Origin of the sequence: Saccharopolyspora halophila (assembly GCF_039531955.1) — a bacterium.
GTDB lineage: Bacteria > Actinomycetota > Actinomycetes > Mycobacteriales > Pseudonocardiaceae > Saccharopolyspora > Saccharopolyspora halophila.
The window spans coordinates 429,798-450,883 of record NZ_BAAARA010000001.1; the positions used below are offsets into that span (position 1 = coordinate 429,798).

The 21,086-nt window shown below is 70.8% G+C and carries 24 protein-coding genes and 1 pseudogene; 13 read left to right on the forward strand and 12 right to left on the reverse strand.

Annotation, left to right across the window (positions count from 1 at the left end):
• Positions 1 to 59: 59 nt before the first annotated feature.
• A complete protein-coding gene (locus ABD289_RS02060; protein WP_344125819.1) occupies positions 60 to 1,241 on the forward strand; it encodes an exonuclease SbcCD subunit D in 1,182 nt (393 codons plus the stop codon).
• Positions 1,238 to 4,189, forward strand: coding sequence for an AAA family ATPase (locus tag ABD289_RS02065; RefSeq protein WP_344125821.1), 2,952 nt, complete (start codon positions 1,238 to 1,240; stop codon positions 4,187 to 4,189). The genes ABD289_RS02060 and ABD289_RS02065 overlap by 4 nt, the downstream gene beginning before the upstream one ends.
• Positions 4,190 to 4,390: 201 nt before the next feature.
• On the opposite strand, the gene ABD289_RS02070 is transcribed toward ABD289_RS02065, so the two are convergent.
• Both ABD289_RS02070 and ABD289_RS02075 read right to left on the reverse strand, forming a co-directional pair.
• A complete protein-coding gene (locus tag ABD289_RS02070) occupies positions 4,391 to 4,903 on the reverse strand; it encodes a methylated-DNA--[protein]-cysteine S-methyltransferase (RefSeq protein WP_344125823.1) in 513 nt (170 codons plus the stop codon).
• On the reverse strand, positions 4,900 to 6,369 hold the full coding sequence (locus ABD289_RS02075) for an AlkA N-terminal domain-containing protein (protein WP_344125825.1): 1,470 nt from the start codon (positions 6,367 to 6,369) through the stop codon (positions 4,900 to 4,902). The genes ABD289_RS02070 and ABD289_RS02075 overlap by 4 nt, the downstream gene beginning before the upstream one ends.
• A 103-nt stretch (positions 6,370 to 6,472) precedes the next feature.
• Between ABD289_RS02075 and ABD289_RS02080 the strand changes: the two genes are divergently transcribed.
• Both ABD289_RS02080 and ychF read left to right on the forward strand, forming a co-directional pair.
• Positions 6,473 to 6,691, forward strand: a complete 219-nt coding sequence (locus tag ABD289_RS02080) for a hypothetical protein (RefSeq protein ID WP_344125827.1) — start codon at positions 6,473 to 6,475, stop codon at positions 6,689 to 6,691.
• Between the two features lie 48 nt (positions 6,692 to 6,739).
• Complete coding sequence (gene ychF / locus ABD289_RS02085; RefSeq protein ID WP_344125829.1) at positions 6,740 to 7,816, forward strand: redox-regulated ATPase YchF; 1,077 nt, start codon at positions 6,740 to 6,742, stop codon at positions 7,814 to 7,816.
• 44 nt (positions 7,817 to 7,860) lie between these two features.
• On the opposite strand, the gene ABD289_RS02090 is transcribed toward ychF, so the two are convergent.
• Positions 7,861 to 8,442 (reverse strand): SRPBCC family protein, encoded by a 582-nt coding sequence (locus ABD289_RS02090; RefSeq protein ID WP_344125831.1) that lies wholly within the window; start codon positions 8,440 to 8,442, stop codon positions 7,861 to 7,863.
• 244 nt (positions 8,443 to 8,686) lie between these two features.
• On the opposite strand from ABD289_RS02090, the gene ABD289_RS02095 reads away from it, so the two are divergent.
• Positions 8,687 to 9,409, forward strand: coding sequence for a DUF5701 family protein (locus ABD289_RS02095; protein WP_344125833.1), 723 nt, complete (start codon positions 8,687 to 8,689; stop codon positions 9,407 to 9,409).
• A gap of 27 nt (positions 9,410 to 9,436) precedes the next feature.
• On the opposite strand, the gene ABD289_RS02100 is transcribed toward ABD289_RS02095, so the two are convergent.
• The 3 genes and pseudogenes from ABD289_RS02100 to ABD289_RS02110 form a co-directional block, all read right to left on the reverse strand.
• On the reverse strand, positions 9,437 to 9,934 hold the full coding sequence (locus tag ABD289_RS02100; RefSeq protein ID WP_344125835.1) for a GNAT family N-acetyltransferase: 498 nt from the start codon (positions 9,932 to 9,934) through the stop codon (positions 9,437 to 9,439).
• Positions 9,935 to 10,019: 85 nt separating this feature from the next.
• Positions 10,020 to 11,078: pseudogene (locus tag ABD289_RS02105) on the reverse strand (BCCT family transporter); the annotation flags it as partial.
• Between the two features lie 173 nt (positions 11,079 to 11,251).
• Positions 11,252 to 11,497, reverse strand: a complete 246-nt coding sequence (locus tag ABD289_RS02110; RefSeq protein WP_344125837.1) for a hypothetical protein — start codon at positions 11,495 to 11,497, stop codon at positions 11,252 to 11,254.
• Between the two features lie 91 nt (positions 11,498 to 11,588).
• Between ABD289_RS02110 and ABD289_RS02115 the strand changes: the two genes are divergently transcribed.
• Positions 11,589 to 11,858, forward strand: a complete 270-nt coding sequence (locus tag ABD289_RS02115) for a hypothetical protein (RefSeq protein WP_344125839.1) — start codon at positions 11,589 to 11,591, stop codon at positions 11,856 to 11,858.
• A 47-nt stretch (positions 11,859 to 11,905) separates the two neighbouring features.
• A complete protein-coding gene (locus ABD289_RS02120; protein WP_344125841.1) occupies positions 11,906 to 12,946 on the forward strand; it encodes a YncE family protein in 1,041 nt (346 codons plus the stop codon).
• 42 nt (positions 12,947 to 12,988) lie between these two features.
• On the opposite strand, the gene ABD289_RS02125 is transcribed toward ABD289_RS02120, so the two are convergent.
• Together ABD289_RS02125 and ABD289_RS02130 are read right to left on the reverse strand one after the other, a co-directional pair.
• Positions 12,989 to 13,222, reverse strand: a complete 234-nt coding sequence (locus tag ABD289_RS02125) for a hypothetical protein (RefSeq protein ID WP_344125843.1) — start codon at positions 13,220 to 13,222, stop codon at positions 12,989 to 12,991.
• Between the two features lie 16 nt (positions 13,223 to 13,238).
• Positions 13,239 to 14,534 carry a S8 family serine peptidase gene (locus ABD289_RS02130; protein ID WP_344125845.1) on the reverse strand — a complete coding sequence of 432 codons (1,296 nt, stop codon included), beginning with the start codon at positions 14,532 to 14,534 and terminating at the stop codon, positions 13,239 to 13,241.
• Between the two features lie 394 nt (positions 14,535 to 14,928).
• On the opposite strand from ABD289_RS02130, the gene ABD289_RS02135 reads away from it, so the two are divergent.
• Genes ABD289_RS02135 through ABD289_RS02145 form a run of 3 tightly spaced genes read left to right on the forward strand, consistent with a single transcriptional unit; the run spans position 14,929 to position 15,993 of the window.
• A complete protein-coding gene (locus tag ABD289_RS02135) occupies positions 14,929 to 15,210 on the forward strand; it encodes a hypothetical protein (RefSeq protein ID WP_344125847.1) in 282 nt (93 codons plus the stop codon).
• Positions 15,211 to 15,235: 25 nt separating this feature from the next.
• Positions 15,236 to 15,808 carry a hypothetical protein gene (locus tag ABD289_RS02140; RefSeq protein ID WP_344125849.1) on the forward strand — a complete coding sequence of 191 codons (573 nt, stop codon included), beginning with the start codon at positions 15,236 to 15,238 and terminating at the stop codon, positions 15,806 to 15,808.
• 59 nt (positions 15,809 to 15,867) lie between these two features.
• Positions 15,868 to 15,993 carry a hypothetical protein gene (locus ABD289_RS02145; RefSeq protein ID WP_344125851.1) on the forward strand — a complete coding sequence of 42 codons (126 nt, stop codon included), beginning with the start codon at positions 15,868 to 15,870 and terminating at the stop codon, positions 15,991 to 15,993.
• A gap of 87 nt (positions 15,994 to 16,080) precedes the next feature.
• Here the strand turns inward: ABD289_RS02145 and ABD289_RS02150 are convergent, their stop codons facing one another.
• Together ABD289_RS02150 and ABD289_RS02155 are read right to left on the reverse strand one after the other, a co-directional pair.
• Complete coding sequence (locus ABD289_RS02150) at positions 16,081 to 16,614, reverse strand: Clp protease N-terminal domain-containing protein (RefSeq protein ID WP_344125853.1); 534 nt, start codon at positions 16,612 to 16,614, stop codon at positions 16,081 to 16,083.
• Between the two features lie 2 nt (positions 16,615 to 16,616).
• Positions 16,617 to 16,823 (reverse strand): hypothetical protein, encoded by a 207-nt coding sequence (locus ABD289_RS02155; RefSeq protein ID WP_344125855.1) that lies wholly within the window; start codon positions 16,821 to 16,823, stop codon positions 16,617 to 16,619.
• A gap of 117 nt (positions 16,824 to 16,940) precedes the next feature.
• Here ABD289_RS02155 and ABD289_RS02160 point away from each other — a divergent pair, with 117 nt between their 5' ends.
• On the forward strand, positions 16,941 to 17,894 hold the full coding sequence (locus tag ABD289_RS02160) for an FAD-dependent oxidoreductase (protein ID WP_344125858.1): 954 nt from the start codon (positions 16,941 to 16,943) through the stop codon (positions 17,892 to 17,894).
• 157 nt (positions 17,895 to 18,051) lie between these two features.
• Here ABD289_RS02160 and ABD289_RS02165 read toward each other — a convergent pair whose 3' ends face one another.
• Both ABD289_RS02165 and ABD289_RS02170 read right to left on the reverse strand, forming a co-directional pair.
• The gene (locus ABD289_RS02165; RefSeq protein WP_344125860.1) at positions 18,052 to 18,348 is read right to left on the reverse strand and encodes a 4a-hydroxytetrahydrobiopterin dehydratase; all 297 of its coding nucleotides are present in this window, start codon (positions 18,346 to 18,348) and stop codon (positions 18,052 to 18,054) included.
• Between the two features lie 58 nt (positions 18,349 to 18,406).
• Positions 18,407 to 18,817 carry a GNAT family N-acetyltransferase gene (locus ABD289_RS02170; RefSeq protein ID WP_344125862.1) on the reverse strand — a complete coding sequence of 137 codons (411 nt, stop codon included), beginning with the start codon at positions 18,815 to 18,817 and terminating at the stop codon, positions 18,407 to 18,409.
• Between the two features lie 169 nt (positions 18,818 to 18,986).
• Between ABD289_RS02170 and ABD289_RS02175 the strand changes: the two genes are divergently transcribed.
• Positions 18,987 to 19,667 (forward strand): response regulator transcription factor, encoded by a 681-nt coding sequence (locus ABD289_RS02175; RefSeq protein WP_344125864.1) that lies wholly within the window; start codon positions 18,987 to 18,989, stop codon positions 19,665 to 19,667.
• Positions 19,667 to 20,995 (forward strand): sensor histidine kinase, encoded by a 1,329-nt coding sequence (locus tag ABD289_RS02180; RefSeq protein ID WP_344125866.1) that lies wholly within the window; start codon positions 19,667 to 19,669, stop codon positions 20,993 to 20,995. Before ABD289_RS02175 ends, ABD289_RS02180 begins: the two co-directional genes overlap by 1 nt.
• Positions 20,996 to 21,086 lie beyond the last annotated feature (91 nt).

Here is a 21,086-nt window from a genome sequence, read left to right on the forward strand (position 1 = left end):
CGCCGAACTGCGCTGGGGCGCCGACGACGGTTGTCGGGGGCGTCGATAGCTTGAGGAACATGCGGGTACTGCACACCTCGGATTGGCACGTGGGGCGGACGTTCCACGGCCGCGACCTGCTCGGTGATCAGGAGGCCGTGCTCGGTTCGCTGGCCGATGTGGTCGTCGAGGAGGGCGTCGACGTCGTGGTGGTCGCCGGTGACCTCTACGACCGGGCCGTGCCCTCGGGCGAGGCCGTGCAGACCTGCGTGCGGGTGATGGCGCGCATCCGCGCCGCGGGGGCGGAGCTGGTGGTCACCTCCGGCAACCACGATTCGGCCGCGCGCGTGGGCGCGTTCGCCGACTTCGCCGCGGCGGGCGGGCTGCACCTGCACACCCGCACCGACGCGCTGCACCGGCCGACGATGCTCGAGGACGAGCACGGGCCGGTCGCCGTCTACGGCATCCCGTACCTCGAACCCGACCCGGCCCGGCACGTGCTGCAGGAGTCCGCCGAGGTCGCCGGAGCGGGGGAGATCAGCTCCCGGGGGCACACCGCCGTGCTCACCGAGGCGATGAACCGCGTCCGCGCTGACTTGGCCGCGCGGCCGGACGGCACCCGTTCGGTGGTGCTCGCGCACGCCTTCGTCACCGGTGGCGCGGGCAGCGATTCGGAGCGCACCATCGCCGTCGGCGGCGTCGAGCAGGTGCCCGGTTCGGTCTTCGACGGCGTCGACTACGTCGCGCTCGGGCACCTGCACGGACCGCAACGCCTCGACGAGCACCTGCGCTACTCGGGCAGTCCGGTGGCCTACTCGTTCTCCGAAGCCGCGCACCGCAAGTCGGTCTGGCTGGTCGATCTCGACGCGAACGGCCTGGCCGACGTCCGCAGGCGCGAGCTCCCGGTCCCGCGCGCGCTCGCCGCCATCGAGGGCGAGCTGGAGGACCTGCTGGAGGACCCGGCGTACGCCGACGTCGAGGACTGCTACGTCTCAGCGACGCTGACCGACGAGGTCCGCCCGCTGGAGGCGATGCGTCGCCTGCAGGCGCGCTTCCCGCACGCGGTGCACATGGAGTGGCGCCCGGCGGAGGGCAAGGCCACCGCACCGCTGCACTACTCCGAGATCGTGCGCGGACGCGACGACAACGCGCTGGCGGCGCGCTTCGTGGAGGACTGCCGCGGCGCCGAACCCAGCGATTCCGAACGGGCGCTGCTGGACGAGGCGCTGCATCAGGTCAGCGCGGCCGAGGGGGCCGAATGAGGCTGCACCGCCTGGAAGTCACCGCCTTCGGGCCGTACAAGGACCACCAGGTCGTCGACTTCGACGTCCTCGGTTCCGACGGGCTCTTCCTGCTGCACGGCGACACCGGTGCGGGCAAGACCACGCTGCTCGACGCCATCGCCTTCGCGCTCTACGGGCAGGTTCCCGGTGCGCGCGGTGAGGTCAAGCGACTGCGCTGCGACACCGCCGACGGCGAGACGGCCACCAGCGTGGTGCTGGAGCTGACCGTGCAGGGCCAGCGGCTGCGCCTGGAGCGCAGCCCGGAGTACCAGCGCCCGAAGCGGCGCGGCGACGGCTACACCACCCAGCAGGCCAAGGCCTCGCTGACCTGGATCGGCGGTGCCCCGACCGAGCAGTCTCCGGAGAGCCTGACCCGCATCGACGAGGTCGGCCGCACGGTGCAGCGGCTGCTCGGGATGACCGTCGACCAGTTCTTCCAGGTCGTGATGCTGCCGCAGGGGGAGTTCGCGCGATTCCTGCGCTCGGAGACCACCGAACGCGAGCAGCTGCTCGAAAAGCTCTTCGGCACGCAGCGATTCGCCGAGGTCGAGCAGTGGTTCGTGGAGCGGCGCAGGGAACGCGGTCGAGTCGTGGAGGAGCACACCCAGCGGGTGCGCGATCTGCTGGCCCGCGTCTCGCAGGTTTCCGGCACGCCCAACTCGTCCGAAGTGGACGATCAGGATTGGCTGGCCGACATCGAGAAGCGGGCGCAGCGGGAACTGGAGCACGCGCAGGCCGAGCACTCCAGGCTGCGCCGCGAACGCGACACCGCCGAGGCCACGCTGACCGAGCGCCGCGAGCTCGCCGAGAAGGTCCGCAGGGTCAAGCAGGCCCGCGAAGCGCTGGCCGAGCTGGACGAGCGCAAGGGCGAGCACGACGCCTGGCGCGCCGAGCGGGACGCCGCGCACCGCGCCGTGCCGGTGCAGGCCGCCCGCCGCACCGCCGAGCGCGCCGAGCAGGAACGCGATCGCGCGCGGGCCGAGGTCGCGACCTGCGCCACGCGTTGCTCGGTCGACCCCGAGGCGGACCTGGCCGAGCTGCGCGACCGCGCCGCTGCCGAACGCGAGCGGGCCGGGGCGCTCACCGCGCTGATTCCGCAGGCGCAGCAGCAGGAAACCGATCAGCACCGGCTCGCCGAGCTCGCCGAGCGCATCCGTTCCGACGAGCAGCGCGAAACCGAGCTGGTGGCCGAGCAGAACGGTGTCCCGGAGCGGGTGAGCGCGGCGCGCGAGCGCGTTGAGGAGGCCAAGCACGCCGAGCTGCGGCTGGAAACCGTGCGCACCCGCGGTGAAGAGCTGGAAGCCCTGCTGGGCGTGGCGCGCGAGATCCCCGGTGCGGAAGCGGAACTCGCTCGTGCCAAGGAGTCCGCGCAGCAGGCCGTCGACGCTCACCAGCAGGCACGGGACGCCCTGCAGGACCGTCGCGCTCGCAGGCTCGCGGGCATGGCGGCCGAGCTGGCCACTCAGCTCGCGGACGGCGAACCGTGCCCGGTGTGCGGCTCGGCCGAGCACCCGAGTCCCGGGCAGCCGGTCGACGACCAGGTCAGCGCCGAGGACGAGCAGGCCGCCCAGGCGGCCGAGCAGCGGGCCGCTACGACGCGGGAGAAGACCGCGGCGGCGGCCCAGCAGGCGCAGCAGCACGTCGACAACCTGCGCGAACGCCTCGGCGAGCACACCGAGTCCGAGCTGGCCGCCGAACTCGATCAGCTGCGCGCCGAGCAGAACCGGTTGCGCGAGACCGCAGCCGAGCTCGCCCGGCGCAACACCGAGCTCGCCGAGCTGGAGGCGGCTACGGGCAGGCTCGGCGAGCAGCTGACCGAGCTGCGCACCCGGCTCGCCGCTGCCCGCAGCGAGCACGCCGGTCTGGCCGAGGCGATCGAGGAGCGCAGGGCGCGACTGCTGGAAGGGCGCGGGGACTTCGGCAGCATCGAGCAGCGCCGCGCGCACCTGCTGGACTCCGCGAGCGGGCTCGAAGAGCTCATCGCCGCCCGCACCGCCCGCGACGACGCCGACCAGCGGCTGACCCGGCAGCTGGCAGCGCTCGCCGAAGCGGCGAGCGGAGCGGGTTTCGCCGATGCCGAGCAGGCCAAGGCGGCCGAGCGCAGCGAACAGCGGCTCGCCGAACTCGACACCGCGATCGGCGAGGTCGAGCAGCGCGCCGCCGGTGCTCGTGAAACCCTCGCCAGCGCCGAGCTTTTCGGCGTCGAGCCGGACACCGAGGTCGAGTTGCAAGCGGCCACCGAAGCAGCCGGTCTCGCCCGCGAAGCCGCCGAACGCGCCGCCGCGCTGGCGCACCGCGCCGAGCAGCGTCAGCGCGAGCTCGCCGAGCTCGCCGAGAAGCTGCGCGCCGCCTGGGCCGAACTCGGACCGGCGATGGCCGAGCAGGCCGAGCTGGAAGCGCTCGCCGACGTGGTCAACGGGCGCGGGCAGAACGCGCGCAAGATGTCGCTGCGCGCCTACGTCCTGGCCGCTCGGCTCGAGGAGGTCGCCATCGCGGCGACCCGCCGCCTGCAGCGGATGAGCGACGGCCGCTACTCGTTCGTGCACTCCGACGCGGCGGGCGCTCGGGGCACCCGGGGCGGTCTCGGGCTCGACGTGCTGGACGACTACTCCGGCAAGGTCCGCCCGGCTAAGACCCTCTCCGGCGGCGAGTCGTTCCTCGCCTCCCTCTCGCTCGCCCTCGGCCTGGCCGACGTGGTGGCAGCCGAGACCGGTGGTGCACTGCTGGACACGCTGTTCATCGACGAGGGCTTCGGCACCCTCGACGCCGACACCCTCGACCTGGTCATGGACACCCTCGACGAACTGCGCACCGGCGGCCGCGTGGTGGGTCTCGTCTCCCACGTGGAGGAAATGCGCCAGCGAATCGGCACCCGGCTACGAGTGACCAAATCGAGAAAGGGCTCCACCCTCACCGTCCAGACCTAGCCAGTTCTTCCCGAGGGATGTCCGGTTCGCGGTGCGCGCGGCGGTCGTGACAGTTTTGCCTATAACTGTGAGATCCCGGCGCCCGAAATGGCCGGACAGCTCTAGGAGATGTTGCAGTTTGGGGCTTGCGCGGCGGTGCGGGTGGCGGTGCGAGTTGAGTCCCGCACCGCGTGCGGCTCCGCCGCGTACGGCAAGGAACCCTCAGGCAGAACTGTCAGCGCCGACCCGTTCGTGGTCGAGGTGCCAGCGTTTGGTGTCCGGTCCCCATCGGAACTGGCCGGTGGAGCCGTCGCTGCGCACGACGCGGTGGCAGGGGACGAACAGGCCGGTCCGGTTGCGGGCGCAGGCGCTCGCCGCCGCGCGCGTGGCCGTCGGGCGTCCCATGCGGTCGGCGAGTTGCTGGTAGGTGACCCGCTCGCCCGCCGGGATGGCGCGCATGGCTGCCCACGCCTCGCCGAGGAACGCGGTGCCCGCCGGGTGCACCTCGATTCCGTCGAGGGCCGCGAAATCTCCGCGCTCGTAGTAGTCGACGACCGCCTCCCGGATCCGGCCGAGGTCTTCCTCGGTGCGCTCCATTCGAGCCAGCTCCGGGGCGACCTCGCGCAACAGATCATCCACATCGGATTCCCAGCCGGACGCCCGGACGACGTCGTTCTCGTCGGCGACGACGCAGAACGGCCCGGCCGGTGTGTCCACAACGGTCCACTTGATCATGATTCCTCCTCGAAAAGCGTTGGTCCGGATCGGGAAACCGCCGGGTCCGCGACCTGCCACAGCAGCACGCCCGCGTAGGAGCGCCACGGGCTCCACCGCTCCCCGCGGGCCGGGAGCTCCTCGGGCCGGATGCCCAATCGCTGCGCTCCTCTTCGCAGCACGAGGTCCCCGGTGAGCAGGACGTCCGGCGCCCCGAGCACGCGCATCGCCACGTAGCCGGACGTCCACGGCCCGATGCCGGGGATCCGTTCCAGCTCGGCGCGCAGCTCGGCCTCGTCCCGGCCGGGGTGCAGCGCCAGCCGCCCCTCGGCCACTGCCGCGGCCACCGCGCGCACGGTGTCCGCGCGCCGCCGCGGGCCGGGGACGTCGGACTCGGCAAGGGCCTCGGCACTCGGGAACAGCGTCGTCACCGCGCCAGCGGGACGCGGCAGCGGTTCGCCGAGCGCGGCCACCAGGTCCTCGGTCGTCCGCCGGGCGGCCGCGACAGAGACCTGCTGGCCGATCACCGCCCGCACCGCCGTCTCCAGCCCGTCCACCGCGCCGGGAACCCGGATTCCGGGCCGGCTGGCCACCGCACCGCGCAACGCCGGGTCGGCGCCGAGCACCTCCGCGACCGCGATCGGATCGGCGTCGAGATCGAGCAGCCGACGCAGCCGGGACACCGCGCTGCCGAGATCGCGCAGGTCGGTGAGTCGCAAGGTGCAGGCGACGTGATCGGTCGCGGGCCGCAGCGTCGCGATCCCGGGGCCGTGCGCCAGCCGCAACGCCCGGGAATACCCGTCCGAGACGTCCTCGAGCCCCGCGAGCGCCCGCCGCCCGAGGAACCGCAGCACGCCGTCGGCATCGCACGGCCGCCGGAAGGGCAGCCGCAGCCGCACCGCACCGCTGCCGTTGGGCACCTTGCGGTGCGCCTTGGCCCGCATCCGGCTCGGGGTGTCGTCGAAGACTTCCCGGATCGTGTCGTTGAACTGCCGCAGGCTGGTGAACCCGGCCGCGAAGGCGACATCGGTGAGCGCGATCGCGGTCGTCTCGATCAGGATCCGCGCCGAGTGCGCCCGGTTCGCCCGCGCCAGCCCGAGCGGGCCCGCGCCCAGCTCGGCGGTCAGCACGCGGGTGAGTTGCCGCTCGGAGTACCCGAGCTGTTCGGCCAGCCCGCGCACGCCCTCGCGGTCGACGACGCCGTCGCCGATCAACCGCATCGCCCGCCCGGCCAGGTCGGCGCGGAGGTCCCACTCCGGCGATCCGGGAACGGCGTCCGGCAGGCACCGGCGGCACGCGCGGTACCCGGCGGCCTGCGCCGCAGCGGCCGTCGCGTAGAACTCGCTGTTCACCGGTTTGGGTGTCGGCGCGGGACAGGAGGGGCGGCAGTAGATCCCGGTCGAGCGCACGGCGTGGATGAAGCAGCCGTCGAACCGCGCGTCCCGCGCGGCCACCGCCTTGAGCGCTTCATCGTTGCGAACCAGCATGACCTCGATAGTTCCAGCGTCCTGGGCCGATTCCTAGCGGAAATCGGACACCGTGCTGCCGAGGTGCGTGCGCGGGGTGAGCTTCGTCCCTATCGTCGACGGCATGAAGCGTTCCAGGATGACCAAGGTCGCCGGCGCGTCGCTGGGCGCGGTGTTCGCGCTCACCGTGGCCGCCGGGTGCAACGACACCATGCAGCAGGACGGTGAACAGCAGGAACAGGAGCAGGAGGGCGACCAGCAGCAGCAAGAGGGCGATCGGCAGTACGGTGACCAGCAGGAAGACGAGCAGCAGGAGGGCGGCGGCGAGCAGGAGGACGGCTGACGCACCGGGGGCCCGAGCGGTCCACCCCGAACCCCTAGACTTCGGGGTGTGAGTCTCACCCTCGGAATCGTCGGCCTGCCCAACGTCGGCAAGTCCACGCTGTTCAACGCGCTGACCAGTAACGACGCGCTCGCCGCGAACTACCCGTTCGCCACCATCGAGCCCAACGTCGGCGTGGTCCCGCTACCGGACCAGCGCCTGGACAAGCTCGCCGAGCTGTTCGACTCGGCCAAGACCATCCCGGCCACCGTGTCGTTCGTCGACATCGCGGGCCTGGTCAAGGGTGCCTCCGAGGGGCAGGGCCTGGGTAACAAGTTCCTCGCCAACGTCCGCGAGGCCGACGCGATCTGCCAGGTCATCCGCGTCTTCGACAACCCGGACGTGGTGCACGTCGACGGCCGGGTGGACCCGACCAGCGACATCGAGACGATCAACACCGAGCTGATCCTCGCCGACATGCAGACCCTGGAGAAGGCGATGCCGCGGCTGGAGAAGGAAGCTCGGACGCACAAGGACAAGCGCCCCGTTCTGGAAGCCGTGCAGCAGGCCAACAAGGTCCTGGAGGACGGCAAGACCCTGTTCGCCGCGGGCATGAACGAGGTCGAGGAGCTGCGCGAGCTCAACCTGCTCACCACCAAGCCGTTCCTCTACGTCTTCAACGCCGACGAGGGAATCCTCGCTGACGAGGCCAAGCAGCAGGAGCTGCGCGAGCTGGTCGCCCCGGCCGACGCGGTGTTCCTGGACGCCAAGGTGGAGGAAGAGCTCAAGGGGCTCGAGGAGGACGAGCAGCGCGAGCTGCTGGAGTCCATCGGCCAGGCCGAGCCGGGTCTCAACGCCATGGCCCACGCCGGCTTCCACACCCTCGGCCTGCAGACCTACCTCACGGCAGGCCCCAAGGAAGCCCGCGCCTGGACCATCCGCGAGGGCTGGACGGCTCCGCAGGCGGCCGGCGTGATCCACACCGACTTCGAGCGCGGCTTCATCAAGGCCGAGATCGTCTCCTACGACGACCTCATGGCCGCGGGCTCCATGGCCGACGCCAAGTCCGCGGGCAAGGTCCGCATGGAGGGCAAGGACTACATCATGCACGACGGCGACGTCGTGGAGTTCCGCTTCAACGTGTGAGCGTGACGTGATCCGGCGCGACTCCCGTTGCTGATTGCGGCGGGTCAGTCGTTCTCTTCGCGGACGTCCTTTCCCCGTTCGGCGAACGCCTTGAAATCTTCCATGTGCTGTTGTGACTGCTTGTGGAAGGTGCTCGGCATCAGACGCGCCACCAGTCGCATCAGCAGGTTGCTGAACCGGTATTCGCTCTCTTGCTCCCAGAGCGTCGTCTCCGGATCGGCTTCGGTCAGCCGATCGCGCACGACGCTCCACATGCCCGCGCCGACGATCTCGCGGTCGAAGTGAACGACGATCTCTTCGGGGATCTCGTGCAGGTCGGCCGGATCCCTGCGTGTGATCGTTTCGGTGCACTCCATCGTCCGCTTGCCCGACTGCATCACGACCCGCGACTTGGTGCCGAGCTGCCCATGAATCCCGCTCACCGGCTCGTGCAGCACCACCCCTCGCAGCCACTTCGGTATGTGTTCCGGGTCGGCGAGCAGTTGGGCGACCTTCTCCCGCGGCAGGTCGATCTCGATCGAGTTGCTGTACTTCATGGCGCGTTCTCCTTCCAGCTGTGGGACAACGTACTGAGTCTGCGATGTAGATGGCCCTAGCTGCGGCGACGTGGTCGACTTCCGCTTCAACGTCTGATCGGCGGCGTTGCCGCGGCGTTCGGGCGCAGTCCTCCGCCTTCGGCCACAGGTGAGCGTAGGCGTTCAGCGTGGTGGTTGCGCTGGAATGTCCCAATGCCCGCTGTGCTGTGATGGACGAGCGACCGAGTCGGTTACCTCGCCACTTCCTGGTTCTCGTGTCGCGCAGTTCTCGGGGAATAGCGACGGGGCTTCGGGCGTTGGATGAGCATCCGATTCCCGAGCGAGGACGCCACCGATGTCAGAAGTGACCGGACCGGCCGCGCGAGCGGCAACAGCGTCACATGCCGAGGGCGAGCCGGTGGTACCGGTGTTGCCTTCGTTGATCGACCAGGCCGAGCGGCTCGTTGAACTCGGTCTGGTGGAGGCAACCGGCGCTCTGAGCGCGGACGACCTGTTGGGCGCGGCCGAGCGCCTGGGGACATCGGCGGGCGCGGGGGCGCTCCTGGTGGTCGCTGACGGCGTGCTGCCGCCCAGTGCGCTGGTGCCGCGGCTGCGTCGAAGTGTCGGTGGTCGCGATCCCGGGGATAAGCGCGGGTTCGTGGTGACCGACATGTCCGACATCGACGACTTCGCACCCACTCCGACGACGGTTGTTCCGGACGCGCTGGTGTACGCGGTCGCAGACCCCGATCGCGGTGATGCCATGCGCGACTGGTCGGGCGCCGAGGCGGAAGCAGCAATCCTGGAGCGCGGGCGCACGCCGTTCACGATCGCGGAGGGCGTGCATTGGGCGCTGCAAGCTCCGGAAGTCCTCGCGCGCAATGCGTGCTACATGATGATCGGGTCTCGCCTGCCGAAGGCGAAGGGGTTCGATTCGCGGACCCCCGCATTGTGGATCTCGAACGGCACCGGTTGGGACGGGCGCGAACGTCGTGGCGCGCCCAAGGCGGGCTGGTGCTGGTGGAACAACCGCCACACGTGGCTCGGATTCGCCTCCGGGGTTGAGCGAGTGGCGTGAACCCGCTTCTTCGGCATCGGGTTCCGCTTAGGTCACTGGTCGCTGGCGAGACGCTTGAGTTCCGCGCCGTCGAGGCGCATCACCTGGATCTCGTCGACTGTTCGTGCGCCCAGACGGCGGTAGAAGCGGATCGCGTCGTCGTTGGTGCAGCACCCACCACTCGAAGCGTCCGCAGCCTCGCGCGACCGCTTCCGCCGACAGGTGCTGAAAGAGCGCCACGCCGAGACCGTTGTTGCGGGCGGCCGGTGAAACGTAGAGGTCTTCCAGATGCAGCGTGGGGCGGCCCAGAATCGTGCTGTAGGCCAGGTAATACAGGGCGAACCCGGCTGGTTCGCCGTCGATCGTTGCGACGATCGCCTCAGCGACCGGCCGCGTGCCGAAGAGCGCTTCCGCGAGGTCATCGGGGGTTGCCTCGACCGTGCAGGGGAAGTCCTCGGCGGCTGCGAGTTCGATGACGAAGCGGTGCAGCGTGGTGACATCGTCCGGCACTGCGCGACGTATAAACAGATCGACCACGCCGAGCATGTTCGCACATCGCGGGCGTTCTGATCGTGTTCTGGGACGAGTCGGCGAAACGTTCAGAAGCGGCGTCTTGTCGCGCTTGCCCGCGTCACTCGGAGGTCTCTTCGGGGCCCCGCCGCGTTGGGCGGTCTTGCCATAGGGACAGGGCGAGCGCGACGCAGAGGGCGAGCAGGATCAGCGTGAACGGCACCGCTGCGATCACGGCGGTGCTGCGCAGGCTGTCCTGGCCGCCGCTGAGCAGCAGGACTGCGGCGAACGCGGCTGCGAAGGACCACATCAGTCGCAGCGGTCTCGGTGGCTTCATGCTGCCGCCGGAGGTCGTGCAGCCGAGCATGAACGAGGCCGAATCGGCCGAGGTGATGAACAGCAGCGCCATCACGGGCACCAGCAGCGCCACCGCGATCGTGGTCAGCGGCAGCGTGCGCAGCACTTCGATGGTGGCGACGGACTTGGTGTCCGCGGCGATGCCGGCGACGTCGACGGTGCCGGAGAGCTCGCGCTGCAGCGATGTTCCGCCGAAGACCGCGAACCACGCGAAGCTGATCAGGCTGGGGACGGCCACGGCTCCGGCGATGACGTTGCGGATCGTTCGGCCGCGCGAGATCCGTGCGATGAAGATGTCCACGAACGGCGTCCAGCCGATCCACCAGGCCCAGAAGAAGAAGATCCACTCGTGGTCCCAGGTGTTGGCCGGTGCGCCCTCGGTGGCGAGGCTCATCGGCAGGAAGTTGCCGATGTAGTCCCGCATCCCGATGCCGAACGTGGTGAGCAGGTCGCCGGTGGGCCCGAGCGCCAGCACCAGGACCAGCAGTCCGGCGGACAGCGCGATGTTGGCCAGGCTCAGCGCGCGAATGCCGCGGCCGAGGCCGGTCATCGCCGAGATGGTGCTGACGGTCATCAGGCCCGCGATGATCGTGATCTTGACGCCGTAGGAGTCAGGGACCGCGAAGGCGTGGCTGAGGCTCGCGTTGAGCTCGCGGGTGCCGAGGCCGAGCGAGGTGGCCACGCCGAACAGGATGGCCAACACCACGAGGACGTCGATGACCTTGCCCACCGGCCCGTCGACGCTGCGGCCCAGCAGCGGCCGCAGCGCGGCGCTGATCAGCACCGTGCGGCCCTGGCGGAAGCAGGAGTGGGCCACCGCGACGGCGACGACAGCACGAGCGAGGCGAGGAAGACCACTCCCGGTCGGGAACTCGCGGCATCACCGGTGCGCCACCCCATGCGAGCGCAGTGTAGGCCAGCCGCGGTGCCGGGACGCGCCGGAAACGCGCGCGCGAGGCCGCGGGCGCTGCACGACTACCTCAGCCGGGCCGCTGGTCACGGCCTTCGGAAGATCGCGCAGAGGGTCGCGTTGGTGCCGACGAAGGTGTGCCGATCGAGCTGCCAGCCGACGGACTCGATGGATTCCAGGGCCCGCGCGACGTCCGGGAGCGGGCGGGACCGGTCGTTGATGCGCTTCGTCCGCGGCCGGATCTCAACGACGTGGATGTCGTCGCCGGCGTCCCACGCCTGCTGCGCATCGCTCTGGGCGGTGTCCGCCTCGGCCCTCGAGAAGATCCCCATGCGGTCCAGGCTACGGAGCTGGTGCGGAGCGGCTCGCGCGGTGGCGGTGGCCAACCTCGGAGGGCTCCGGCTCGGACGTGATCCTGGCCGGGTGCCCCGATCGATCTGGATCAGTCCGCGTCAACGGGCGATCGTGGTGGGTCTGCCCGATCGGCCGGGTCGCTGCGGTCGAGTGCTGGCCGAGCCCGGCGCGATGGAGTTGGATGCCATGACCCGGCACGTGGAAGTCGTCCACCTCGACGTGATCGGTCTGCGGCTGCTCACCGGGAACGTGCCGGAGAAGCGCTCGCCGGCGACCTCCGAGGAGGAGATCCGCCGTCGTTTTCGCGATGTTCCTGAGGATGTTCGCTTCTTGCACTAATGTGCGACAGCGGTGGATCTTCCTCGGCTTCGAAGGGGCGAATCGACGTGGTGACGCGACGGACGGTGCTGGGTGCGATGGGAGGCGGGCTGCTGACCGCCGGGGTGGCTCCGGGCATGGCGGCCGCTGCCACTCCTTCGGGCGGCCGGTCCGACAGCGGTTCCGTCGCAGGCACTCTCGTGGTGGTGGAGAAGAGCGGGCACGCCGTGGCGTTCCACGACGTGTCCGACGGATCCTTGCTGGATCGCGTCGAGCTCGGCGAGTACCCGCACGAGATGGTGATCGACAGCGCCGGCGCGTACGCCTACATCGGGCACTACGGCGTGCGGATGTCCAACGACGTGGGCGTCGGCGGCACGAGCGTGTTCGTCATCGACCTGGCCGCCCGCGAGTTCGTGCGGCGGATCGAGCTCAGCCCGTTCAACCGTATCCACGGCATCGCGATCGACGACCGCGACCGGGTTTACGCGCTCAGCGAGGAGAAGGGCGTTCTGCTCCGGATCGACGACCCGAAGAACGCCGAGAAGCCCTCGGCGGCAGTGCAAACCGGTGGGATCAAGACGCACATGGTGGTCACGAACCGGGAGGGGACCCGCGCCTACGTCACCGGTCTGCTGTCGCACACGGTGAGCCTGGTCGATCCGCACGACGCCGCCGCGGCACCGCTCGTCGCCTCGCCGGGGCGGCTGCCGGAGAGCTGCGCGCTGAGCGCGGACGAGCGGCACCTGTACGTGGGTGCGCGCGAGGACAAGGCGCTGGTGTTGCTGGACGCGCGGACGCTGGAGGAGAAGAAGCGGGCGCGGGTTCCGGGGGATCCGCTGCGGGTCTACGCGATGCCCGGGCGGGACAAGCTGCTGACCACCGACATCGAGAACCGGACCGTCACCCGCTACGACTCCGACCTGCGCGAGGAGCGCTCGATCGCCTTCGACGGCACGCCCGCCGGGATCTCGTTCCACCCCTCGGAGCCGAAGGCGTTCATCACGCTGCTGGACATCGACGAGGTGGCGATCCTGGACCTCGAGACGTTCTCGCGCGTGGGAACCATCTCGACGGGTTCGGAGCCCGACGTCACCGCGCTGATCTGATGCGGTCGAGAGGGTGAGCGCGCCGAGGCCCGGTGTCCTCGACTACTGGGCCTCGTCCGGGGGCGGGGGCTGGAACGTCGTCTCGTCCTCGATTCCCGCGACGCCGGGCAGGGCGCTCACCTTCGCGCGATGCTCTCGGGGCACGGTCCCGATGATCATTCCGATCTCGTCCAGGACCTGCTCGACCTGCATGCCCGCTCGGCGCAGCCGATCGGCGAGCACGTCGGCCGTGGATCCCTCGGCTTCGTCGAGGATCACCGTCACCCTGTCCGGCATCGAGGCCTCCTCGCGATCAGCGGGGCGCTTGCGCCAAGCCGGCGCCCGCGTCGAGCGAGGGTAGCTCCAGCCGCTGAGCGGTGCGCATCAGCAGAGCCCACAACGAGGTCCCGGTCGCTCCGCTCTGCTGCGACCACAGCGCCGCGATGCCGGCCACGTGCGGTGTGGCCATGCTGGTGCCGCTGATCGTGTTGTAGCGCTGATCCATCGGCCAGGACGAGTAGATGTCAACACCGGGTGCGGCGATGTCGACCTGACCGCCTTGCACCGGATTGCTGCGGGCGGAGAAGTTCGCGATGCGCAGCTGGTTGTCGACCGCGCCGACCGCCATGATCGAACGGCTGTTGGCGGGAATCCCGACGAAGCCGGGATTGCCGTTGGCCCGGTCGGCGTTGTTGCCCGCCGCGGCCACGATCAGCGAGCCGCGCTCCAGCGCGCGACGTCCGACCTGCTCGTAGCGCTGCGAGACCTCGCGGATGTTCGCGCCGAGGGACATCGAGATCACTCGGCTGCCGGAGGCGATCGCCCAGTTGATCCCCGCGAGGATGTTGCTGTCGGTACCGCTGCCCTGGTCGCTGAGGACCTTGCCGATCTGGATGTCCGCCGCGTGGGCGGCCCCGTACCGGCGGCTGCCGGGCGGAGCCGGTGGGTCGGCGGGACCGGCCGACGTGCCCGTGCAGTGCGTGCCGTGGCCGTTGCCGTCCTGCGCCGTCTCGCCGGGGATGAACGAACGCGCGTTGACCTGGCGGTTGCCGAAGTCCGGGTGGCGGAGGTCGAATCCGGTGTCCAGCACGGTGATCGGCACGCCCGAGCCGCTCTGCTGGGATTGGGCGACGCCGGTGGCCTGCAGGCCCCAGGTGAGCTCCGGCGTGTCAACGAATTCCGGAGCGCGTGTCGCGGCGCCGTTGACGTGCTCGTGCAAGTTCACCGCGGCGTCCCGGAAGCCCCGCAGGTACTCCGCCGACAGCGACTGCGGCGAGGCGAGCGCGTGCATGGTGCGCTCCGGTTCGACCGCGAGCACCCGGGAATCCTCCCCGGCGGCCGCGATGATCGATGCGACTCGTTCGGGATCCGCCGAGATCACACCCACGCCGAGCTCGGCGAACATCGTCGCGTCCGCCGATGCGGTTTGCCCCAGGTCCAGCGCGCCCTCCGAGAAGTCGTTCGTGCTCGCGATGTTGGACGACCCGGCGACCGAGCGCAGCACGTCGTCGGATGCCGTCCGGTCGCCTTGCACCTGGTCGCTGAGGACCACCACGTACCGTCCGGTCGGTGCGCTCGGTCGTTCGTGCCCGTCAAACGAATCGATCATCAGTAGCTCCAGCGCTGGGACGTGCATCCGGATGTGCGGATGCGGAGGAAGAGTTGCGGCGGTAGTTCCCGAAACCGGCTGTGCTGCGTCCTCTTTGGCTGCCGGCTGCGATCGCGCGTCCACTATCCGTCCGGCTGGCGGCCCTGTCACTACCACATACGAGCGAAATCGGATCAGCGTCAATCCGCCGATCCCCTGTGGCGGGGTCGGCCGCCGGAAGCGAGGAGCGGCCCCCGTCGGGCAGATGGCGGGCTGCTCCGTCCGGCCCGCGCGGAATTCGGCGTGCCGCGGCGTACATCTACTCAGCCGGGAGGGGGCGTTCAACGCTGCCCACCCCGCCCCGTCCGCCTGCACCATTCCTTCAGCGGGATCGAAACGGGTGAGGGGGAGAACGGTGATCGACGACCATCGGACGGCCGGGAGACCGATGCGCTCCGCGGCGAACTTCGCCGTGGTGCTGCGCGAAGCCCAGTGGGAACTCGACCGGGTCGCCTACCGGCTGCCCAGGGGCGAGGTTTCCAGCGTCGAACGACACCGGCTCGCCGGAATGCTCACCGAACTGGCCGACCAGCTCCGCGACGACGAACCCCGAGGAACGTCCGGCCGCTCGTCCGAGCGACGCGATCCGACCCGACGCGAATCCGCGTTACCGCCGAACGAATCCCGGCTAGGGTGACCGAATCCGCCGGGGGAGGGACGCGATGAACCCGTTTTCCGAGGGCGCGCACCGCAGGGGTGGCGCCGCGCGTCCTGAAGCGCAGCTGCCGCGAGCGCTCGCGCTGGTCGGGATCGTTTTCGGCGCGGTGTTCGTGCTCGTCAACGCCGGCGGTCTGCCCGGGCCGTGGGATGGCGTGGCTCGCATCGCCGGTGTCTGCCTGATCGTCACCGCTGCGTGGCGAGGTCTGATCCGCGCGCGGCCCCTGGAGGACACGTGGCCGGGTTCGGCGAGGGCCTACTGGATCGCGGTCGGCGTGGAGATCGTCGCGATCCCGGCGGGCGCGGTCGTGCTCAACAGGGTCCTCGAACTGCCGGACCTCGTGGTCCTCTGGGTGGTCTTCGTCGTGGGCGCCCACTTCCTCCCCGCGCGGATGTTCGCGATCGGTCGCTACGCCGAACTGGGAGTCGTCCTGATGCTGCTCGCCGTCGGCTCGGCGGCCGCGCATCTCGCCGCCGGCCTGAGCTGGGTCCCGTCCCTCGGAGCGGTGCTGGCCGGCATGGTGCTGCTCGCCTTCGCGGCGATCCCCGCTCTCGCGCACCCCGGAACGAGGTCGTGAACCCGGAAGCGGGACAACGAACTCGGAGCGATTCGGGGAGGACGAGCGGCCGCCCGGCGGTGTCGTTCGGCAGCGCGGAGCCGCGCGTAGCGAGCTCGGCCAGCGGGCTTTTCCAGGGCGTGCGCTCGTTCCTGTTCGTCATCGCGTTCGTGCTGGCCTGCCTCGCCGTGACCTCGACCGGATGAGGTGCCGCGAGGGCGAGGACCCTGGTCGTGGCAGCGGGGGTCGGGGCGGTCCCGGTGCGGCTGCTCGGCAGGTGGCAGCCCCGCTCGTCAGGCGGACTTCGCCTCGGGTTGTTCCAGGTGGGCGCGCAGCTCGTCCAGGTCCGCTCCTGTGGCGGCCAGGGTTGCGCGGCCCGGGCACTCCGCCCGGATCAGGCCGAGCAGGACGTGACGCCCGTCGATGGTGCGGTGCTTGAGGCGGATCGCCTCGCGCAGCGCGAGTTCCAGGATCTTCTTCGCGTCCGATGTGAACGGGACGTGGCCCCGTGCCCGCTTCCGGCCGCCCCGGCGCAGGGCGCCCTGGCCGAAGAGCTCGTCGGCCCTGGCGCTGACCGATTCGAGGTCGATGCCCAGGGTTGCCAGGGCTTCGGCGTCGAGGCCGTCGCTGCTGAGCTCGGAGCGGATCCGCTCGGCGAGGGCCTTGTTGTCCACGCCCGCGGAGCGCAGGGCCGATGTCGCCTCGCCGCACGTGGCCAGGCCGCCGAGCACGTGCCTGCTGTCGATCTTGGGTGAGTCCGTTTCCCGCGCCAGCTCCTGGGCTACGGTCACGACCTGCCGGGCGTCGTGGGTGAACCGTTCGAACATGGCTACCTCCTGCCGTGCTTCTTGTGGACGGCCTGGCGGGTGACTCCGAGCGTGTCCGCGATCTCCTGCCACGACATGCCCAGTTCGCGGGCGCGGCCCACCTGCAGGGTCTCCAGCCGTTCGGCCAGCTCGCGCAGCGAACGAACCGCGCGCAGGCCGACCGCGGGGTCATCGCTGACGGCCGCATCCGTCAGGTCGTGTTCCGACATGTGTCAACCGTAGTTGACGCCGCGAAAGGCTGTCAACGTTAGTTGACGAAGTCGAGCGCCGGATATGCCCGCATCGGTGGGTCCTCACAGGTGGTCAAGTGGTCTAGCGTGGGGAAGATGACCGAGCCGCCAGTGCTGGTGATCGGAGCAGGCGTGCAGGGTTTGACCTGCGGCGTCGTGCTCGCCGAAGCGGGGAACCGGGTGCGGATCCGGACCACCGATCCACCCCGCGCGACGACCTCGGCCGCCGCCGGGGCGATGTGGGCTCCGACGATGGCGAGCCCATCGGACAGGGCACCGCACTGGGCGGCGCTCTCGCACGCGGAGTTCACCGAGCTCGCGGACGACGATGACACCGGTGTGCACCTGAGCAAGGGCAGGATCGCGGCGCGCTACGGGCTCGGCGAGGCCCTCCCGGCCGAGGCGCGGTTGATCCCGGACCTGCAGCGCTGCGGTCCGCAGGACCTGCCGGCGGGCTTCGCGGACGGGTTCCGGGGAACCGTGCCGCTGATCGACATGCCCCGCTACCTCGACTACCTCGTCGCGCGCTTCCGGGGCGCGGGCGGGGAGATCGCGCGCAGCGCCGTCCAGTCCTGCGACGAGGCGATCGCCGAATCCGGCGCGGTGGTGAACTGCTCGGGCGTCGGGGCCCACGAGCTCGTCGGCGATCCGGGCGTGTACCCGGTGTTCGGCCAGCTCGTCGTGGTGCGCAACCCCGGCGTCGACGAGTACTTCATCGAGCTCACCGAAAGCGGTGAGTTCATCTCGGCCATGCCGCACGGCGATCGGTTGCTGCTCGGTGGTGTGAAGTTCGCGCAGGACTGGGGGACGCGTCCGCGCCCGCGCGTGCGGGAGGGAATCCTGCGCCGGTGCGCGGCGCTCGACCCGCGGCTGGCCGAGGCCGAGGTGCTCGACGAACTCGTCGGGCTCCGGCCTGGCCGTCAGTCGGTGCGGGTGCAGCTCGAGCGCTATTCCGGGGCGCGGATCGTGCACAACTACGGGCACGGCGGCAACGGCGTCGCGCTGTCCTGGGGTTGCGCCTACGAGGTCGCCGAGCTGTTGGCCAGCTAAGCGAGCGATGCTTCTGCGGCGGATGGCGTTGCGGTTGGGCTCGTGGTGCACCGCCCGGCGCTCCGAGCCGACCCCGCACCGGGAGCGCCGCAGCCCCGGCCGGCTCCCGGGCCGACGCCCCGGGCGGGCCGTCGGCCGGAAGCGGGCCTCGCGTCGGTCAGTTCGAGTACTGCTCGACGACGCCGTCGATCTCCTGGGCCATCGACGTGTCGTTGCCGGTGATGCCGCCCTTGAAGTGCGTGGTCAGGTAGAACGTCACCGTCTTGAACCGGATGTCCATGTCCGGGTGGTGGTCCTCGTTCTCGGCGATCTCCGCGATCCGCGTGATGGCCTGGATGGCCTTCGGGAAACCGGGGAAGTCGACGACCCGGGTGAGCTTCTCGCCGTCCCGGCTCCACTCCGGGAGGTGTTCCAGGGCTTCGGTGATCTGGTCGTCCGTGAGAAGTTCCGTCATGCGTCCATGGTGGATGCCCACCGCGACAACCTCCACCGGTGCACCGGCGATGTCGCGCTCATCGACTGATCGGGCGTTCGAGGTAGGTGCCGTCGGGCGCGTCGAACCCGAACGAGCGGTAGAGCCCGTGCGCGTCGTCGGTGTGCAACATCCAGCGGAAGTCCCGCCCCGGACCGGACTCGATCATCTCGCGCACCACGGCCTTGCCGACCCCGTGCCCGCGCGCTTCGTCGAGCACGAACACGTCGGCGAGGTAGGCGTTGGCGACGCCGTCGGAGAAGGCGCGGGCGAAGCCGATCATGGCGCCGTCGTCGCGCCGGTACGCACCGACCACCCGCCAGGCCAGGTCTACCTGCCGCTCGACGTCCGCGCGCTGCCGCCACCGGTGCCAGTAGGCCTGCGTGGACAGGAAGTCCCACACCACGTCGCGGTCCACTCGATCGGGGGCGGCATCGATCTCGAAATCCATGATCGAAGCCTATGTCCGAGGAGAAGCGAGGGTGTCCGGGATCGACGAGGCGTGGAGCTCGCGCCGAAGCCGTCCGGGACCTGAGAGCGTCCTGAGAATCTGCCGTTCTGCCGTGAGAAGGCGCTGAGATCGGGTTTCCCAGCCGCTCGTGGTCGGCATGCTGGTGGCCATGGTGCCTCGGGTCTTGCTGGTCGACGACGAACCGGGCGTGCGCACCGCGCTGTCCCGCGGGCTCGCTGCGGAGGGCATGGAGGTCAGCGTCGCGGCGGACGGTCACGAGGCGCTGCGGCTGGCCACCACCGGTTCCTTCGACGTGGTGCTGCTGGACGTGCTGCTGCCCGGCCTGTCCGGCTACCGCGTGCTGCAACGGATGCGCGAGCTGGACGTGTCCACCCCGGTGCTGATGATCTCGGCCAAGAGCGGCGAGGTCGACCAGGCCGACGGTCTGGACCTCGGCGCCGACGGATACCTGGTCAAGCCCTTCTCCTTCCTGGTGCTGGTCGCGCAGGTGCGCGCGTTGCTGCGGCGGCGCGATGCCGCCGGGCAGCAGGCCTGCCTGCGGGTGGGGGCGCTCGAGATCGATCGCACCGGCCGCGAGGTGCGCTGGGACGGTCGGCCGGTCACGCTCTCGCCGCGCGAGTACGGGCTGCTCGTGGCACTGGCCGGGCATCCCGAGACCGTGGTGCCCAAGGACGACCTGCTGCGCATGGTGTGGGGCGAGGACCAGTTCGTCACCCGCAACGTGGTGGAGGTCTACGTCGGCTACCTGCGGCGCAAGCTCGCTGCCGTGGGCGCCGGTGACGTCGTGCAGACGGTGCGGGGCCGCGGTTATCGGGTAACCGCGGGATGATGCCGCGGTTGGGCCGGTGGTGGCAGCGGCGCACCATCCAGTTCCGCACCAGCGTGGTCGCCACCGCCGTCGCGCTCATCGGGCTGGGCGTCATCGCGCACGCGGGCGGCGGGATCGTCAGCTGGCTGCTGATCGACTCGGTGGACGCCGACCTCGAGCGCATCGCCACCGGAACCGCCCGCCGGGTCACCGCGGGCGAGGATCCCGGCGTGATCGCCCGCCCCGAGGTGCGGGTGCTCACGCCCGCGGGCGAGCCGGTCGACGGCATGCCCGGAGTCGATCTGGACGATTGGCAGATCGCCGAACTGCGCTTCGGCTACGGCGTGCTGGACTTCGAGGCCCCGGCCGAGCTGCACCGCTGGCGCGGCGTCGTCACCAGCACCCCGGACGGGCGGCAACTGCTGGTCGCCGCCGAGGCGCGGCTGGTCGGGTTCGCCGACACCGCGGGCCGCACCGGCAAGCTGCTGGCCATCGCCTCGGTGCTGGCCGCCGCGCTGGTCGGCCTGGCCACCTGGCTGGTGGTGCACCGCTCGCTGCGCCCGGTCGAGCGGATCCGCAGCGCCGCCGCCGGGCTGCCCGAGGGCGAGCGGTTGCCGGTGCCCGAGGCGGCCGACGAGATCCGCGCGCTCGCCGAGGAGCTCAACTCGATGCTGGCGCGCCGCGATGCCGACACCGAACGACTCCGCCGGTTCACCGGGGACGCCGCCCACGAGCTGCGCAACCCGGTGGCCTCCATCCGCGCCCAGGCCGAGGTCGCCGTGGTGCATCCCGAGCCGGAGCTGGCGCAGGAGACGCTGCAGGACATCGCGCACGAGACCCAGCGGCTGTCCGAGCTGGTCGAGAGCCTGCTGGCGCTGGCCCGCTCCGAACGCGAGGCCGAACCGCCGCAGCCGGTGGACCTGGCCGCGGCCGTGCGCGCGGCCGAGGGCGTCGAGCTGGACGTCCCGGAGGGGCCGGTGCTGATCCTCGCCGCGCCCGCCGAGGTCTTCACGGTGCTGAGCAACGTCATCGGCAACGCCCAGCGCTACGCCCGCGAGCTGATCCGGGTGGCCGTGCGGGTCGACCAGCCGGACGGCGCCGGCACTCCCGGCAGGGTTCGGTTGATCGTGGACGACGACGGCCCCGGGATCCCGCCCGAACACCGCGAGCGCGTGTTCGACCGGTTCTACCGGGTCGAGGAGGACCGCGCGCGAAGCACCGGCGGCGCAGGTCTGGGCCTCGCGCTGGTGGCCGAGGCGGTGCGGCGCCGCGGCGGCGCGGTGCGCGCGGGCGAGGCTCCCGAGGGCGGCGCGCGCGTGGAGGTTCGCTGGCCGTGCGCGCCGGGCTGACGGGTCCGCGCAGAATGCGGCGGAGCCGCGGCGTCTGATGCTCCGCTCCCGGAGCTGCCACGCAAACCCCGAACCGGGACATCTCCGGAGG

Bases quoted from the DNA above. Each gene is read 5' to 3' on its own strand.
- ABD289_RS02060 (WP_344125819.1), top strand. From the start codon at position 60: ATGCGGGTACTGCACACCTCGGATTGGCACGTGGGGCGGACGTTCCAC.
- ABD289_RS02065 (WP_344125821.1), top strand. From the start codon at position 1,238: ATGAGGCTGCACCGCCTGGAAGTCACCGCCTTCGGGCCGTACAAGGAC.
- ABD289_RS02070 (WP_344125823.1), bottom strand. From the start codon at position 4,903: ATGATCAAGTGGACCGTTGTGGACACACCGGCCGGGCCGTTCTGCGTC.
- ABD289_RS02075 (WP_344125825.1), bottom strand. From the start codon at position 6,369: ATGCTGGTTCGCAACGATGAAGCGCTCAAGGCGGTGGCCGCGCGGGAC.
- ABD289_RS02080 (WP_344125827.1), top strand. From the start codon at position 6,473: ATGAAGCGTTCCAGGATGACCAAGGTCGCCGGCGCGTCGCTGGGCGCG.
- ABD289_RS02095 (WP_344125833.1), top strand. From the start codon at position 8,687: ATGTCAGAAGTGACCGGACCGGCCGCGCGAGCGGCAACAGCGTCACAT.
- ABD289_RS02100 (WP_344125835.1), bottom strand. From the start codon at position 9,934: ATGCTCGGCGTGGTCGATCTGTTTATACGTCGCGCAGTGCCGGACGAT.
- ABD289_RS02110 (WP_344125837.1), bottom strand. From the start codon at position 11,497: ATGGGGATCTTCTCGAGGGCCGAGGCGGACACCGCCCAGAGCGATGCG.
- ABD289_RS02125 (WP_344125843.1), bottom strand. From the start codon at position 13,222: ATGCCGGACAGGGTGACGGTGATCCTCGACGAAGCCGAGGGATCCACG.
- ABD289_RS02130 (WP_344125845.1), bottom strand. From the start codon at position 14,534: ATGATCGATTCGTTTGACGGGCACGAACGACCGAGCGCACCGACCGGA.
- ABD289_RS02140 (WP_344125849.1), top strand. From the start codon at position 15,236: ATGAACCCGTTTTCCGAGGGCGCGCACCGCAGGGGTGGCGCCGCGCGT.
- ABD289_RS02150 (WP_344125853.1), bottom strand. From the start codon at position 16,614: ATGTTCGAACGGTTCACCCACGACGCCCGGCAGGTCGTGACCGTAGCC.
- ABD289_RS02155 (WP_344125855.1), bottom strand. From the start codon at position 16,823: ATGTCGGAACACGACCTGACGGATGCGGCCGTCAGCGATGACCCCGCG.
- ABD289_RS02160 (WP_344125858.1), top strand. From the start codon at position 16,941: ATGACCGAGCCGCCAGTGCTGGTGATCGGAGCAGGCGTGCAGGGTTTG.
- ABD289_RS02165 (WP_344125860.1), bottom strand. From the start codon at position 18,348: ATGACGGAACTTCTCACGGACGACCAGATCACCGAAGCCCTGGAACAC.
- ABD289_RS02170 (WP_344125862.1), bottom strand. From the start codon at position 18,817: ATGGATTTCGAGATCGATGCCGCCCCCGATCGAGTGGACCGCGACGTG.
- ABD289_RS02175 (WP_344125864.1), top strand. From the start codon at position 18,987: ATGGTGCCTCGGGTCTTGCTGGTCGACGACGAACCGGGCGTGCGCACC.
- ABD289_RS02180 (WP_344125866.1), top strand. From the start codon at position 19,667: ATGCCGCGGTTGGGCCGGTGGTGGCAGCGGCGCACCATCCAGTTCCGC.